At 58.0% G+C, this 13,721-nt stretch carries 16 protein-coding genes and 1 tRNA gene; 7 read left to right on the plus strand and 10 right to left on the minus strand.

Annotation, left to right across the window (positions count from 1 at the left end; genetic code table 11):
- Positions 1-194: 194 nt before the first annotated feature.
- The 4 genes from SynA1825c_RS01715 to SynA1825c_RS01730 all read right to left on the minus strand — a co-directional run bounded on the left by SynA1825c_RS01715 (position 195) and on the right by SynA1825c_RS01730 (position 872).
- A complete protein-coding gene (locus SynA1825c_RS01715) occupies positions 195-395 on the minus strand; it encodes a hypothetical protein (protein WP_006042295.1) in 201 nt (66 codons plus the stop codon).
- A gap of 66 nt (positions 396-461) precedes the next feature.
- Positions 462-614, minus strand: a complete 153-nt coding sequence (locus SynA1825c_RS01720) for a hypothetical protein (protein WP_186471252.1) — start codon at positions 612-614, stop codon at positions 462-464.
- A gap of 3 nt (positions 615-617) precedes the next feature.
- The gene (locus tag SynA1825c_RS01725) at positions 618-779 is read right to left on the minus strand and encodes a PCP reductase family protein (RefSeq protein WP_186470024.1); all 162 of its coding nucleotides are present in this window, start codon (positions 777-779) and stop codon (positions 618-620) included.
- Positions 780-799: 20 nt separating this feature from the next.
- A tRNA-Ala gene (locus SynA1825c_RS01730) sits at positions 800-872 on the minus strand.
- 71 nt (positions 873-943) lie between these two features.
- Between SynA1825c_RS01730 and SynA1825c_RS01735 the strand changes: the two genes are divergently transcribed.
- Both SynA1825c_RS01735 and coaBC read left to right on the plus strand, forming a co-directional pair.
- A complete protein-coding gene (locus tag SynA1825c_RS01735) occupies positions 944-1,147 on the plus strand; it encodes a DUF2555 domain-containing protein (protein WP_186470025.1) in 204 nt (67 codons plus the stop codon).
- 2 nt (positions 1,148-1,149) lie between these two features.
- Positions 1,150-2,412 (plus strand): bifunctional phosphopantothenoylcysteine decarboxylase/phosphopantothenate--cysteine ligase CoaBC, encoded by a 1,263-nt coding sequence (gene coaBC, locus SynA1825c_RS01740; protein WP_186470026.1) that lies wholly within the window; start codon positions 1,150-1,152, stop codon positions 2,410-2,412.
- On the opposite strand, the gene SynA1825c_RS01745 is transcribed toward coaBC, so the two are convergent.
- Positions 2,409-2,669 carry a hypothetical protein gene (locus SynA1825c_RS01745; RefSeq protein WP_186470945.1) on the minus strand — a complete coding sequence of 87 codons (261 nt, stop codon included), beginning with the start codon at positions 2,667-2,669 and terminating at the stop codon, positions 2,409-2,411. The genes coaBC and SynA1825c_RS01745 overlap by 4 nt on opposite strands.
- 164 nt (positions 2,670-2,833) lie before the next feature.
- On the opposite strand from SynA1825c_RS01745, the gene psbO reads away from it, so the two are divergent.
- From psbO to SynA1825c_RS01770, 5 genes are all read left to right on the plus strand, one after another.
- Positions 2,834-3,655, plus strand: a complete 822-nt coding sequence (gene psbO, locus SynA1825c_RS01750; protein WP_186470946.1) for a photosystem II manganese-stabilizing polypeptide — start codon at positions 2,834-2,836, stop codon at positions 3,653-3,655.
- 145 nt (positions 3,656-3,800) lie between these two features.
- Positions 3,801-4,967 carry a sulfate adenylyltransferase gene (gene sat / locus SynA1825c_RS01755; protein ID WP_186470947.1) on the plus strand — a complete coding sequence of 389 codons (1,167 nt, stop codon included), beginning with the start codon at positions 3,801-3,803 and terminating at the stop codon, positions 4,965-4,967.
- 46 nt (positions 4,968-5,013) lie between these two features.
- Positions 5,014-6,867 carry an ATP-dependent zinc metalloprotease FtsH gene (gene ftsH / locus SynA1825c_RS01760; RefSeq protein WP_186470027.1) on the plus strand — a complete coding sequence of 618 codons (1,854 nt, stop codon included), beginning with the start codon at positions 5,014-5,016 and terminating at the stop codon, positions 6,865-6,867.
- Entirely contained in the window at positions 6,842-7,501 is a 660-nt protein-coding gene (locus SynA1825c_RS01765) for a bifunctional 4-hydroxy-2-oxoglutarate aldolase/2-dehydro-3-deoxy-phosphogluconate aldolase (protein WP_186470028.1), read from the plus strand. Before ftsH ends, SynA1825c_RS01765 begins: the two co-directional genes overlap by 26 nt.
- 45 nt (positions 7,502-7,546) lie before the next feature.
- Positions 7,547-8,203, plus strand: coding sequence for a hypothetical protein (locus SynA1825c_RS01770; protein WP_186470029.1), 657 nt, complete (start codon positions 7,547-7,549; stop codon positions 8,201-8,203).
- A 21-nt stretch (positions 8,204-8,224) separates the two neighbouring features.
- Here SynA1825c_RS01770 and aroC read toward each other — a convergent pair whose 3' ends face one another.
- The 5 genes from aroC to psbA form a co-directional block, all read right to left on the minus strand.
- Positions 8,225-9,313, minus strand: coding sequence for a chorismate synthase (gene aroC, locus SynA1825c_RS01775; protein WP_186470030.1), 1,089 nt, complete (start codon positions 9,311-9,313; stop codon positions 8,225-8,227).
- A 34-nt stretch (positions 9,314-9,347) separates the two neighbouring features.
- Positions 9,348-9,851, minus strand: a complete 504-nt coding sequence (locus tag SynA1825c_RS01780) for a cupin domain-containing protein (protein WP_186470031.1) — start codon at positions 9,849-9,851, stop codon at positions 9,348-9,350.
- A gap of 187 nt (positions 9,852-10,038) precedes the next feature.
- A complete protein-coding gene (locus tag SynA1825c_RS01785) occupies positions 10,039-10,995 on the minus strand; it encodes a bile acid:sodium symporter family protein (protein ID WP_186470948.1) in 957 nt (318 codons plus the stop codon).
- Positions 10,996-11,019: 24 nt separating this feature from the next.
- Positions 11,020-12,354 carry a DUF2252 family protein gene (locus SynA1825c_RS01790; RefSeq protein ID WP_186470032.1) on the minus strand — a complete coding sequence of 445 codons (1,335 nt, stop codon included), beginning with the start codon at positions 12,352-12,354 and terminating at the stop codon, positions 11,020-11,022.
- A gap of 139 nt (positions 12,355-12,493) precedes the next feature.
- Positions 12,494-13,573, minus strand: coding sequence for a photosystem II q(b) protein (gene psbA / locus SynA1825c_RS01795; protein WP_006040880.1), 1,080 nt, complete (start codon positions 13,571-13,573; stop codon positions 12,494-12,496).
- Positions 13,574-13,721 lie beyond the last annotated feature (148 nt).

Consider the following 13,721-nt stretch of genomic DNA (forward strand, 5'->3'; position numbering starts at 1 on the left):
CGACCGATGATCCCCATCACCCGGCCCGCGACCCTGCCTCCAAATGTATACACCATTTGTGGCGTGTTTGCCTTTATCAAGCGCTACATATTGGGGCTTTTTATGAAAAAAGCTCGGAGAATGTCCGAGCCGGATGATGGGGACTGGCGAAGGAAAGCCTGAACAGTCCTCTCTTGCAAGGGGTTATTTCCGGATCAGTCAGATTCGGCCTTGGCTTTGCGGGAGCTCTTGCCTTCAAGAAGTTCAAGTAACGCTTCCATCTGCGCCATCACACCACGCACCTCTCCGGCTTCTGGCAGCAGACCGTCTTCCATCACGCCTTGATGCATTTCGCGCAGTTCCTGGCGGATGTAACGCAGGTGGCTGACCACCTGTTCGCGTTTCGACTGAGACATCAATCGTGGCTTTCTCAACCTCTCTTTTACCGCATGGCCTGAACCTGAGGCCTCATCGGCTGAACATCAGCGGCGCGCCAGCCCTCCAGCCAGCAGAATCAGCCCGTAGGTGAGCAGTGCCGACGGGCGCATCAGCACAGACAAAAAGGTGGTCATCGTCAACGCGCTCAGCAGCACCGGTCGGATCGAACGTCGGTAGCCGTTCAGAAAGCGTGCCATCACTCAGCGTTGTGCAAATTGTGCGCGTGCTTCGGCGTAAAAAGCAGCATCGATGCATTCGAGCTGACGTTCTTTTGCCAAGGATTCGATTCTCCGCCGTACGGCGGGACGCACGAAGAAAGGAACTTCTTTGAGTGATTTTTCCGCTTCAGCGCTCCAGTTCACTCAACTTCAGTCAACCACGATGGAGAATAGGGGATTCGAACCCCTGACCTCTGCGGTGCGATCGCAGCGCTCTACCAACTGAGCTAATTCCCCGCGCTGCGCAACTTAGCGCCTGTGTTCGTGATCTTCTGGAGGCAGGATGGACACAAGTTCCAACGTTTTGGATGCCAATTTCACCGGAGCGACTGGCCGCCTTTGATGAAGCCTCGGTGGCCACGTTGGCCCGTCGTCTTGAAGATGACGACTATCCGACGCCGTTTGAGGGTCTCGGTGATTGGCATCTGCTGAGGGCGCTTGCGATTCACCGTCCGGAACTCACGGCTCCTTATGTCCATCTGATTGATCAGGAGCCCTTCGACGAGGACTGAAAATGGAGGGTCTGCTCAAGGGGCGAAGGGTTCTGGTAGCGGCCAGTGGGAGCATTGCCGCCGTGAAGACGCCGCTGCTGGTCAGCGCGCTGGTGAAGGCCGGTGCTGAGGTGCGTTGTGTCGTCACTAAAAGCGCTGCCGAGCTGGTTAGCCCACTGGCCTTGGCCACCCTCAGCCGTCAGCCCTGCTTGCAGGATTCCGACCAGTGGGATGCCGCCAGACCCCGGCCTCTGCACATCGAATTGGCGGAATGGTCCGAGCTGGTGATCGTTGCTCCTCTGAGTGCGTCATCGCTGGCCCGTTGGGTTCATGGGGATGGCGAGGGCTTGCTGGCCAGTCTTTTGTTGGCCTGTGAATGCCCCGTGCTGGCTGCAGCCGCCATGAACACCGCGATGTGGCAGCACCCTGCCGTGCAGCGCAACTGGCATCTATTGCAACAGGACCCTCGCGTGTTGCCTCTGCAGCCTGAGGGTGGGTTGCTGGCGTGTGATCGGATTGGCACCGGCCGGATGGCGGATCCAGGTCAGATCGAATTGGCTGCAGCCAGTGCCCTTCTTCAGACGGATGCGGAGGGCAGCATCGCCCGAGATTGGCAAGGACGCCATGTGTTGGTGAGTGCCGGTCCAACGCAAGAAGGCCTGGATGGCGTTCGTGTGTTGTCCAATCGCAGCAGTGGCCGAATGGGGGTTCTGATGGCTCAGGCCGCTCGCCTGCGGGGTGCCAGCGTTGATTTGGTGCACGGCCCGCTGCAAGTGCCTGTCTCCTGGCTGGAGGGGTTGCGATGCCATCCGGTGCAGTCGAGCGCGGCGATGGGTGACTGCCTGGATCAGCTACAGCCCTCCGCAGATACCGTGTTGATGTGTGCGGCTGTTGCGGATCTTCGACGTGTTGAGCCCGAGGGGAGCGTTGATCCCAAGATGTCCAAAGATCAGCTCCTGCAAGCGATGGAGAGTGGCTGGGAGCTGGTCCCTGATCTGCTCGGGCAGTTGGCGGGCAGGCGCCCCGAAGGTCAGCTCGTGCTGGGTTTCGCTGCTTTGGCTGGTTCCGAAGAGCACTTGCTGTCCCGTGGTCGTGAAAAGTTGCTCTCGAAAGGGTGTGATTTGTTGATGGTCAATCCAATCGATCGTCCCGGCCAGGGCCTTGAGAGTTCTCAAAACGGTGGCTGGCTGCTCGGACCTGCCGAGGAGATCGAGGCGTGCCCGCCACAACACAAGCTCGAGCTTGCACACCATTTGCTGAATTGCCTGCGGAGATTGGCGGCTTAGGCAGCCATATCGGCGGGACCTTGATCAAGAAGATCAATAAACGTTCGCAACTGCAGCCGCGGGATGTAGGGCCACCCTCCGCTGCGTTCCATGGTCTGTAGCAGTCCGAACAGCTTCTGGCGATCTTCTGGAAGGCTGGCCCGGAAAGCACCGTCTTGAATCTCCCGATGCAGTGCTTCGAGATTCCGCAGCAGCATCAGCAATGTTTCTGGATCACCCTGGTGCTCTTCAGACAGATCGCGAAGCTGATCCAGCATTGGCTGCAGCGTGTCGTGAATGGATTGGGCGCCGTTGCTCTCCACTAGAGAACGCTTCACGTTGTTGAGACGTGCGAAAGGCTAGCCGGTACGGCCGTTTGCCCCTTGTAGGATCCGCAAAACCGGTGGATACCGACATCGTCCGGCCTTTGGGCTTCTCCTCCATGCGCTTCCGTCCTTTGCTGGCCCTGGTGCTGGCTTTCTGTCTCACCTTCGTGACCGCCTGCAGTGGCGGTGCCAAGGCTGTTGAACGTTCCAACGTCACGTACGACGACATCCGCAACACAGGCAAGGCCAATGATTGCCCCACCCTGTCTGAATCGGCGCGTGGCTCGATCGCTCTGACCCCTGGCAGCGCTTACGAGTTGCGTGGCATTTGCATGCATCCAACCCAAGTGTTCGTGAAGGGTGAGCCTGCCAACAAGCGTCAAGAAGCCCAGTTCGTTGAGGGCAAAATCCTGACGCGCTACACCTCCAGCCTTGATGAGGTCTATGGCTCGCTCGTCGTGGGCGAGAACGGCATCGCCTTCCAGGAAGAGGGTGGCATCGATTTCCAGCCCATCACGGTTCTGGTTCCCGGCGGTGAGGAGTATCCCTTCACCTTCTCCAGCAAGAATTTGCAGGCTGAAGCTGAAGGTGCTGCGATCACCACCAGCACAGACTTCGAGGGCACTTACCGCACCCCCAGTTATCGCACCAGCAACTTCATCGATCCCAAGGGACGTGCCCTGACCACAGGCGTTGACTACCCCCAGGGTCTGATTGGCCTGGGAGGTGACTACAAGGAGCTTGAGACTGAAAACGTCAAGCGCTACATCGATGGCCAGGGCGTGATGAGTCTGTCCATCACCAAAGTGGATCCAGAAACCGGAGAATTTGCCGGTGTGTTCTCAGCCATTCAGCCTTCCGACTCCGACATGGGTGGTCGTGAAATCGTTGACGTGAAGATCAACGGTGAGCTGTTTGGTCGTCTGGAAGAGGCCTAATCGCACGCCGAGTTGATCCATCCCTAGTGATGGGTTTTCGGCAGAGGGGGGCATGGCCCCCCTTTTTAATGTCTTGGTGTCGGATGTCAGCCTTCACGCTGCGGTCTGGGAGAATCGCGCCGATATCCATCCGCTCCGGCCTGCCATGACCGCCAGCACCTCTGCTTCAAAGACCGGTGTGATCGCCCCCTACGGCGGCACGCTCGTTGATCTCATGGCGCCGGAGGCTGACCGGACCGTCGTGAAGGCCTCGGCGACCAAAACCATGGAGTGTTCTGATCGCAATGCCTGCGACGTGGAGCTGCTGACGGTCGGTGGTTTCTCGCCCCTGCGTGGGTTCATGCACGAGGAGGACTATGACGCGGTGGTCAGCGGCCATCGTCTGGCCTCAGGTCAGCTGTTTGGTTTGCCGATCGTCATGGACACCGACCGCGAGGACGTGGGCGTGGGCGACAAGCTGCTGCTTACCTACAAGGGTCAGGATCTCGCTGTTCTTTGCGTGGAGGACAAATGGGAGCCCAACAAGGTCGCTGAAGCACAGGGGTGTTACGGCACAACGTCGATCGAACATCCGGCGGTGCGAATGATCACGATGGAGCGCAAGCGTTTCTATCTCGGAGGCAGCGTTCAAGGTCTTGAGCTTCCCCAACGCGTTTTCCCTTGCAAAACCCCTGCTGAAGTGCGTGCCGGTCTTCCTGATGGCGAAGACGTTGTGGCGTTCCAGTGCCGCAACCCCATTCACCGCGCCCACTACGAACTCTTTACGCGTGCGCTGCACGCCCAGAACGTCAGTGAGAACGCCGTTGTGCTGGTGCACCCCACCTGTGGTCCCACCCAGCAGGACGACATCCCTGGCGCTGTTCGCTTCCAGACCTATGAGCGCCTTGCAGCGGAAGTAAATAACGACAGCATCCGCTGGGCCTATCTGCCCTACGCGATGCACATGGCAGGTCCGCGTGAGGCTCTGCAGCACATGATCATCCGCCGCAACTATGGCTGCACGCACTTCATCATCGGCCGAGACATGGCCGGCTGTAAGTCGTCCCTCAGCGGCGACGACTTCTATGGCCCCTACGACGCGCAGAACTTCGCCAAGGAGTGTGCGCCTGAGCTCACCATGGAGACCGTGCCTTCGCTCAACCTCGTGTACACCGAGGAGGAGGGATACGTCACCGCTGAGCACGCTGAAGCCCGTGGGCTGCATGTGAAAAAACTCAGCGGTACCCAGTTCCGCAAGATGCTGCGTGGTGGTGAGGAGATTCCTGAGTGGTTTGCCTTCCGCAGCGTTGTTGAAGTGCTTCGGTCCGCCTGAGCTCTCAGGTTCCTATTAACATTCCTTCACCAGAGGCGGTAGACCCTTGAACAAGCGTTGGCGGAACATTGGCCTCGGGGCCTTGCTGGTGCTGGCGATCGTTGTGATCGCTCCGGCTTTCTTTGGAGGTGGCAGCGGTCCTCAACCGGAGGCTCGCTCGCTGCGCTACAGCGATTTCGTTGAGCGCGTGCAGGAGGATCAGGTCAGCAGAGTGCTGCTCTCCCCTGATCGCGGCACTGCCCAGATCGTGGAGACCGACGGTCGCCGTGCAGAGGTGAATCTTGCTCCCGACAAAGACCTCCTAAAGCTGCTCACCGACCACAACGTCGACATCGCCGTTCAGCCCTCCCGTCAGCCTGGAGCTTGGCAGCAAGCTGCCACCAGCTTGATCTTCCCCTTGCTCCTCCTTGGGGGGCTGTTCTTCCTCTTCCGTCGTGCCCAGGGCGGCGGAGGTGGCGGCAATCCCGCCATGAACTTCGGCAAGAGCAAGGCACGCGTTCAAATGGAGCCCTCAACACAAATCACCTTTGGTGATGTGGCCGGGATCGAGGGTGCCAAACTCGAACTCACGGAAGTCGTTGACTTCCTCAAAAATCCGGATCGCTTCACCGCCGTCGGAGCCAAGATTCCCAAGGGTGTGTTGTTGGTTGGCCCTCCAGGAACCGGTAAAACTCTTCTCGCCAAAGCTGTTGCAGGAGAAGCTGGAGTTCCATTCTTCTCCATCTCGGGTTCTGAATTCGTCGAGATGTTCGTCGGTGTTGGCGCGAGCCGCGTTCGGGATCTGTTCGAGCAAGCCAAGAAAAATGCGCCCTGCATCGTCTTCATCGACGAAATCGATGCTGTCGGTCGTCAGCGTGGTGCTGGTCTCGGCGGTGGCAACGATGAGCGTGAGCAGACCCTCAACCAGCTCCTAACTGAGATGGATGGTTTCGAGGGCAACACCGGCATCATCATCGTGGCAGCCACGAACCGTCCAGACGTCCTTGATGCAGCACTGATGCGTCCCGGTCGTTTTGACCGTCAAGTGACAGTGGATCGTCCCGACTACGCCGGACGCCTCCAAATTCTCGGCGTTCATGCCCGAGGCAAAACCCTTGCCAAGGACGTGGATCTCGACAAGGTGGCGCGGCGGACGCCTGGCTACACCGGCGCCGATTTGTCCAATCTGCTCAACGAAGCGGCCATCCTGGCGGCGCGCCGGGATCTCAGCGAAGTCAGCAACGACGAGATCAGCGATGCCATTGAGCGTGTGATGGCCGGTCCGGAGAAAAAAGACTCCGTCATGAGTGATCGCCGCAAGCGTTTGGTTGCCTATCACGAGGCCGGCCATGCCCTTGTTGGTGCCTTGATGCCCGACTACGACCCGGTTCAGAAGATCTCCATCATTCCCCGCGGCAATGCGGGAGGCCTCACGTTCTTCACTCCCAGCGAAGAACGGATGGAGTCAGGCTTGTATTCACGCACCTATCTGCAGAATCAGATGGCCGTGGCGCTCGGCGGCCGTGTGGCTGAGGAGATCGTCTATGGCGAAGATGAAGTCACCACCGGTGCTTCCAATGACCTGCAGCAGGTGGCGTCCACGGCACGGCAGATGATCACGCGGTTTGGAATGAGCGACAAACTCGGTCCGGTAGCACTTGGTCGCTCCCAGGGAGGCATGTTCTTGGGCCGCGATATCGCCGCTGAACGTGATTTCTCGGAAGACACCGCCGCCACCATTGATGAGGAAGTCTCTGAGTTGGTCGCCGTTGCCCACAAGCGTGCCACCAAGGTCCTGCTAGACAACCGCTCGGTGCTCGACGAGCTTGCCGAAATGCTCGTGGACCAAGAAACCGTCGATGCTGAGGAGTTCCAAGAGCTTCTGATTCGCAGCGATGTCCGCATTGCCGAATACGTCTGATCGATCAGAGAGGTTGATTCGCAGCCTGCGTGTTCAACCTCTCTTGGTCGTTCTGCGTCCTGACGCCAACGACTTTCAATCTGCTTTGCCTCACACCCGTCTCTGTCGTCAGCTGGATCAGCTGGCCGAGGCGGGTGTTCTTCATGTTGAGTTGGCCTGGACGGCTGATCCTGGCTGGGCCGATCTGGTGATGGATTTGAAGTGTCGTCATCCTCAGTTGCAGCTTGGTGCCGCGTCGATCACAGAGCTGTCTGCTCTCGAGCAGGTAGCCGAGCTCGACATCAGCTACGCCATGTCTCCTTTGCTGGATCCAGCGCTTCAAGACAGAGCCGTTGCGCTGGATTGCTTGCTGGTGCCAGGTGTGATGACGCCATCCGAGATTCGCCAGGCGGCCAAGCTCGGTTGTCGTTTGGTCAAGTTGTTTCCAGCCAGCGTGCTGGGTTGTGCGTTTCGTCAGCAGATTGCTGTTCCGATGGGTGCGCTTCCGTTCTTGATTGCAGCAGGAGGGCTGCGTGCCAAGGATCTATCTCCTTGGCTTTGCGCTGGTTATGACGCCATCGCTCTGGGGCGAACGGTGTTTGAAGACGATCAACTGGATCCTTCGCTGGCCGCGTGGCTCAGCGATCAGTGGTGATTGTGAGACTCATCTGCTACACCTGAGATAGATATTGCGTTGCTGATGTCTCAGCTCTCCATCAAGTTGAGCGATAAGGCTGATGCCTTAATCGCTCAGTTGCAGAAGGAGATCTTCAATCGACGCCGAAAGAAGGTCACCGCTGCTGGTGTTGTCGAGTCTCTCGTTGAGAGTGGTGCTCGCTCCCAATCCGACAAGCGTTTCGCCACCTCTTGGGTCAATCTGATCAAAGACATTGAAAAGGCGGCCAAACTGGCGAATGCGCATGGCAGCAAGCCGTCTTCACTAACCGATGAAGAGTGGGTGATGGTGCTCAGCCATCGCAACCGCCAGGCTGCTGCGAAGCCAGCGCGCCAATCAGCCGCCAAGCAGCGCACGGCCATCACGAAGTCAGCTGCAAAGGCGGCAACGTCTCGCAAGACGGCTGCCAAGACAACGGCTGCCAAAACGACGGCAGCTCGCGCCACCAGGAAGGCTGCGAAAACCAGCACCTCAAAGGTTGCTGCTGCCAAGAGCGCCCCAGCGAAGACCACGTCCGCCAAAACCACTGCGTCGGTGGCATCCGCTGGCAAGTCGCGACCCGCACGGAGAGCGCGCAAAGCCACCAAGTCTGCGTCGGTCGGATCAGCAGCCGGTCGCATGGCCAAGGCTGCCGCTCAGCTTGCGAGCGCCAACGGGTTCAGTTCCCCCGCACGCAGCTGATGAGTTGCATGCAGCCTTCTGCTACCAGAGGCTGCATTGACCCTGCTGTCTCAGCAGGTGATCGGCCAGGACGAGGTTCACCATCGCTTCCACCATCGGCACGGCCCTTGGCAGCACGCAGGGGTCGTGACGTCCTTTGGCGGCGAGGGTCGTCGCTTCCCCCTTGTCGTTGATGGTCTGCTGCTCCTTGCGGATCGTGGCGGTGGGTTTGAAAGCCACGCGAATCACAATCGGCTCACCGTTGCTGATGCCGCCCTGAATGCCGCCGGAATTGTTGGTGGCTGTGCGCAGTCGACCGTCTTCGCTGGGGAGGAAGGCATCGTTGTGCTCGCTGCCTTTCAGCTGTGTTCCGGCGAAGCCAGAACCAATCTCGAATCCTTTGGTCGCCGGCAGTGACATCACTGCCTTCGCCAGATCGGCTTCCAGCTTGTCAAACACCGGCATGCCAAGACCCACCGGTGGACGATGGACCACGCATTCGATAAGGCCACCGCAGGAATCTCCCTCCCGGCCAATGGCTTCGATGCGCTCGATCATCCGGTCTGCCATGACGGGATCAGGACAACGCACGATGGTCGCTTCCACGTCATCTCTGCTGACACTGTGAATGTCGATGCTGGCCTCCAGATCGTGAATGCGTTTCACCCAGGCAACCACCTCGGTGCCATGGGCCTTGAGCAGCATCTGTCGGGCAATGGCCCCGGCCGCTACCCGTCCAATCGTTTCGCGCGCTGAGGCGCGACCTCCGCCGCTGCGTGCCTGAATGCCATATTTGGCCTGATAAGTGGCATCCGCATGGGATGGCCGGAAGGCCACTTCCACCTCCTTGTAATCCTGCGGCCGCTGGTCTTTGTTGCGCACCACCATGGCGATCGGTGTTCCCAGCGTCATGCCGTCCATCACGCCGCTGAGGATTTCCACTTGATCGGCTTCCTTGCGTGGTGTCGTAATGCGACTTTGGCCAGGCTTGCGTCGGTCCAGTTCGGCTTGGATGGCCTCTCGACTGATCTCCAGCCGTGGTGGACAACCCTCCAGGATCACGCCAACCCCGCCCCCGTGGGATTCCCCAAAGGTGCTGATACGGAAGAGGGTGCCGAAACTGCTGCCCAACGGAATGCCTTCGCTGGCACGAGCGTAAGAGAGCTCAGATCAGCGTGTTCAACGCACCAGGTGGGTGCTGGTCAGAGGAGCGGTCTCGCAGCATCTCGAAGTCATCAAAGTCGAAGCCAGGCCCGACGCAGCAGCTCACTAAGGAGTACTGACCTTCCGCCCGGGCCGCCATCCAAGTCCCGGCAGGCACCACATGAACCGGTTGATGCAGGGACAACACCGTCTGTTGGGCCACGCCACCCTCTGGTTGCAGGGTCCAGAGGCTCAGGGGTGAGCCTTGAAGGTGTGTCCAGACTTCGTCAGCGTGGTGAACGGCATGCCATCGGCTGAGGGACTCTGCATCCAGCAGATAAAGAATCGTGGTGATGGCTGGGCGTTGCTGCCCATCGTCTCGCTGAACCGACAGCGCGCTGCGGTGCAACTCCTTAAACCAGCCGCCTTCCGGATGAGGGGTCAATTGCCACTCTCGGATCAGTTGATCCACCACTTGTTGGGGGGATCGCGTCGATGAGGGGGTGTCCGGGGGCGAGTCAGGCATCAGTTCTGAGCTTTCACGAGGCGCAGCTGTCCCCAGAAGAACCTGAGCTCATCGTGAGCGCAACCCACGGATCCATCAGCGTCACGGGCGGCTTCCCCCGAGAGAGTGGTTCAAGAGCCGCAGGTCACGCTGTTGGCATCGCTGCTGAAAGGTATGGTGATCGTGGCGGTCTGTTTCGGCTGTCGACTCAGCCCGCCGCGGGTATTGCCGGCTTGTTGGAGTGCAGGCCTCGCCGCCAAAGGATGAAGGGAAGGATGGTGACCGTCATCAGCACGCCGTAGACCGCTGAAGGAAGGCTGAAGCCGTTCAGTTCTCCCTGCGTCAGTGCGGGGCCAATCAGCGAGCCGACGACGATGCCGATGGTGCCGTTTTGAAAGCCCGCTTCAATCGACAGGGTTGTGGTCTGAGCCGTGGGTAGCTGTAGCAACGCACCGAGCGCAAGGCCGATGGCCAGCATGAGCACATTGAGACTTAGCAGGGTGGGTCCGATGATCGAAAGATTGGAGGTGAACACGCTCCATTGACTGATCAGGGTTCCAACCACGATGAGCAGGAACAGCAGATTGGCCAGCCGACTGGCTGTCGGTTCCACACGTTCACAGAACTGTGGCGCGAGCTGTTTGAGCCACACGCCAATCAGCACCGGCACGGTCGCGATTGAAAACACCTTCAGGCTGAGTGGAAGGATCGAGAGCTGCATGGTTTGATTCGGCACGAACACTGGTGCTGTGACGCCAAGAATCAGCGGCAGGCTGATGGCCGTGAACAAACTGGCCAGCGCGGTGTAGGAGATCGACAGGGCAACATCACCACGTGACAGGCGTGTCATCACATTGGAGGTAATGCCACCCGGGCAGCAGCTCAGCAGCATCACGCCGACGGCCAGTTGACCATCGAGACCGAACAGGCGGAGCAGCAGGAACGCCACCACTGGTAGCACGATCACCTGAGCGAGCGAACCGGCCAGCAGTGCTCGTGGTTGTCGAAAGGCGCGGGTGAAGTCTTCCAGTTGGAGCGACAAACCCAGGCTCAGCATGATGAAAGCCAGGCCGACGGAGAGAACGAGTTCGATCAAGGGCGATCCAGCCGCACAAAAAACTTCGGCAAGACTATTGGCAAAACTAACTGTGGCCCTCCAGGCAATCGTTGAGGCTCGCGACCAAAGTTTTTATTGCATCATCAGTGCGTCTGAATGCACATGAAAATCATTCCAGTCGCGACGCACTTGCTCTGCATAAGGTTGTGACACTGAGCGCACGAAATATTGGAACTCTGAGGGCTGATCGTAAGCAATGAGATTGAGCTTGTCCTCGAAAGGGGATGTTGCTTGATTGTTGGCGAGACGCCGCGCTGCGCGTCGATGTTTGAGAGCAAGCACTTCTCCCCACTGCTTCGCCATCAGGAGAAATGCTTTGGAAGAAAGTTGTGTTGTATCAAAGTCGCGCTTGTAAGGACAGCGCTCGCGTATCGAGTAACTTTCATGTTCGAGGTTGAGCCATCCCAGATGATGATCTGGGAAATCAGAGAGTGCCCTGTAAGCATCAGCATGACGAATAGCATGACTAGAGAAGTTCTGGTTGTATTCGTCTGTCTCCTCTCGGCTCATGTATCCATAGGCTGTGGGTTGATGTTGGAGTTTGATATCTAGGATGAGGTCATGCTCTTCTGAACCATGATCCCTTTCGCGGATCAGAGCATAAAAGCGTTGATTGCCCAATGAGCCTGTGCCTGCCCCGATTCGCTCAACAACATCAAGAATTTGCATGGGGCTTTCTGTAAGTTCGAGACCTAACGATTCATCGCGACGTTTTCGATAGCTGTTGAGAGCAGCCCTTAATTGTTCACTCCGCTGGGCGTCCAGTGGCTTAACTTTACTTGGGTTATCCCTGAAAAGACGTTTTTCTGAACCGATTGTCCATTTTTCGAGCATTCTTCTCCTGGAGCTTTTCTTTTCAGTTTTTTTTAGAAATTCCGAGAGTGGTTTGCAGGTGTTGTTGGAGGTGAATGTGGCGGCGAATAGTTTTTCTGCTTTGATTGTTTTCTTAAAACTCTTTAAGTAAGAGCTGGAAAATGTATCGAGCGCGGTGCTGATTGTTTCTGCGTCAAAGAGGTGGCGTTCCCAGCAGTCGAGAACGATGCTCGTTGAGAATCGCCAAATGTCGTACTGATAGTCGGCAACAAGCGAATCGTCGAAATCGTCAAAGCCAAAACAGACACTTTCGCCTTGATGCTTGAAGGCGCCCATGTTGTAAACATGAGAATCGCCTTGAAGCCATGTTCTAGACCATGCAGCTCCTCCGAATTGATGGAGTCTCCAGGATCCTGCAAAATCCGCCCAGAACAAATGGTTGGTTCCGCGATAAAAAATATAAGGGGATTGAGCCATCTTTTGGAATTTGATCCGTTTTGGCTCCTGTGGCAGATACGAATTTTGGCCCCGAATCGCTTCTAAGATTTTGCCGTTCCGGTCATAGCTTTTTGATTCGCCAATCAGGTCTCTCATGCTGGTGGCGCCTCTCCCTTTTCTGCTGTTGTTCTAGCTAGGAGCGTTCCACCGATTCGTCTTTAAGCCAACAAAAAGCCCCCTCGTGAGAGGGGGCTTTCCGATTCAACCGAAGCTGAATCTTTTGCAGACTTCAGCCTCAGCCGATGGCGGGAGCTTGCAGAGCCACAGGAGTGGACTCAGCAGCAGCCAGGTCGAGGGGGAAGTTGTGAGCGTTGCGCTCGTGCATCACTTCCATGCCGAGGTTGGCGCGGTTCAGCACATCAGCCCAGGTGTTCAGGACGCGGCCCTGACCATCAAGGATGGACTGGTTGAAGTTGAAACCGTTCAGGTTGAAAGCCATGGTGCTGACGCCCAGGGCAGTGAACCAGATGCCGACAACGGGCCAGGCAGCCAGGAAGAAGTGCAGGCTGCGGCTGTTGTTGAAGGAGGCGTATTGGAAGATCAGGCGACCGAAGTAACCGTGGGCAGCCACGATGTTGTAGGTCTCTTCCTCTTGGCCGAACTTGTAACCGTAGTTCTGGGACTCGCTCTCGGTGGTTTCACGCACCAAGGAGGAGGTCACCAGGGAACCGTGCATGGCGGAGAACAGGGATCCACCGAACACACCTGCGACGCCCATCATGTGGAAGGGGTGCATCAGGATGTTGTGCTCAGCCTGGAACACCAACATGAAGTTGAAGGTGCCAGAGATGCCCAGGGGCATGCCGTCAGAGAAGGAACCCTGACCGAAGGGGTACACCAGGAACACGGCGGAGGCAGCAGCCACAGGTGCGCTGTAAGCAACGCAGATCCAGGGGCGCATGCCGAGGCGGTAGGAGAGTTCCCACTCGCGGCCCATGTAGCAGAAGATGCCGATCAGGAAGTGGAAGACAACCAGCTGGTAAGGACCGCCGTTGTACAGCCACTCGTCGAGAGAGGCAGCTTCCCAGATGGGATAGAAGTGAAGGCCGATGGCGTTCGAGGAGGGCACAACAGCACCGGAGATGATGTTGTTGCCGTAGATCAGGGAGCCAGCAACGGGCTCACGGATGCCGTCGATGTCGACGGGGGGTGCTGCGATGAACGCAACGATGAAGCAGGTGGTGGCAGCCAGCAGGGTGGGGATCATCAGCACACCGAACCAGCCCACATACAGGCGGTTGTTGGTGGAGGTGACCCACTCGCAGAAGGACTGCCAGCCATTGGCGCCGGAGCGCTGCTGAATGGTGGTGGTCATGAGAACGGGAAAGAATGTCTCCGAGGAGACGGGTTATGGAAGGGCAGGAAGCCCTGCCGAGCCAGAGTGTAAAGCAACATTGAGCAACGTGTAGGCACGTTCATGAAGCTGACATGAAGAACCGTTGAGCTGGTGGTTCGGCGCTCCA

The sequence above is a fragment of the Synechococcus sp. A18-25c genome, from assembly GCF_014280035.1.
Classification (GTDB): domain Bacteria; phylum Cyanobacteriota; class Cyanobacteriia; order PCC-6307; family Cyanobiaceae; genus Synechococcus_C.

Excerpts from the sequence above, each read along its gene's own strand:
- SynA1825c_RS01715 (WP_006042295.1), bottom strand. The coding sequence starts at position 395 with ATGTCTCAGTCGAAACGCGAACAGGTGGTCAGCCACCTGCGTTACATC.
- SynA1825c_RS01720 (WP_186471252.1), bottom strand. The coding sequence starts at position 614 with ATGGCACGCTTTCTGAACGGCTACCGACGTTCGATCCGACCGGTGCTG.
- SynA1825c_RS01735 (WP_186470025.1), top strand. The coding sequence starts at position 944 with ATGCCAATTTCACCGGAGCGACTGGCCGCCTTTGATGAAGCCTCGGTG.
- coaBC (WP_186470026.1), top strand. The coding sequence starts at position 1,150 with ATGGAGGGTCTGCTCAAGGGGCGAAGGGTTCTGGTAGCGGCCAGTGGG.
- SynA1825c_RS01745 (WP_186470945.1), bottom strand. The coding sequence starts at position 2,669 with ATGCTGGATCAGCTTCGCGATCTGTCTGAAGAGCACCAGGGTGATCCA.
- psbO (WP_186470946.1), top strand. The coding sequence starts at position 2,834 with ATGCGCTTCCGTCCTTTGCTGGCCCTGGTGCTGGCTTTCTGTCTCACC.
- sat (WP_186470947.1), top strand. The coding sequence starts at position 3,801 with ATGACCGCCAGCACCTCTGCTTCAAAGACCGGTGTGATCGCCCCCTAC.
- SynA1825c_RS01765 (WP_186470028.1), top strand. The coding sequence starts at position 6,842 with ATGTCCGCATTGCCGAATACGTCTGATCGATCAGAGAGGTTGATTCGC.
- SynA1825c_RS01770 (WP_186470029.1), top strand. The coding sequence starts at position 7,547 with ATGTCTCAGCTCTCCATCAAGTTGAGCGATAAGGCTGATGCCTTAATC.
- SynA1825c_RS01780 (WP_186470031.1), bottom strand. The coding sequence starts at position 9,851 with ATGCCTGACTCGCCCCCGGACACCCCCTCATCGACGCGATCCCCCCAA.
- SynA1825c_RS01790 (WP_186470032.1), bottom strand. The coding sequence starts at position 12,354 with ATGAGAGACCTGATTGGCGAATCAAAAAGCTATGACCGGAACGGCAAA.
- psbA (WP_006040880.1), bottom strand. The coding sequence starts at position 13,573 with ATGACCACCACCATTCAGCAGCGCTCCGGCGCCAATGGCTGGCAGTCC.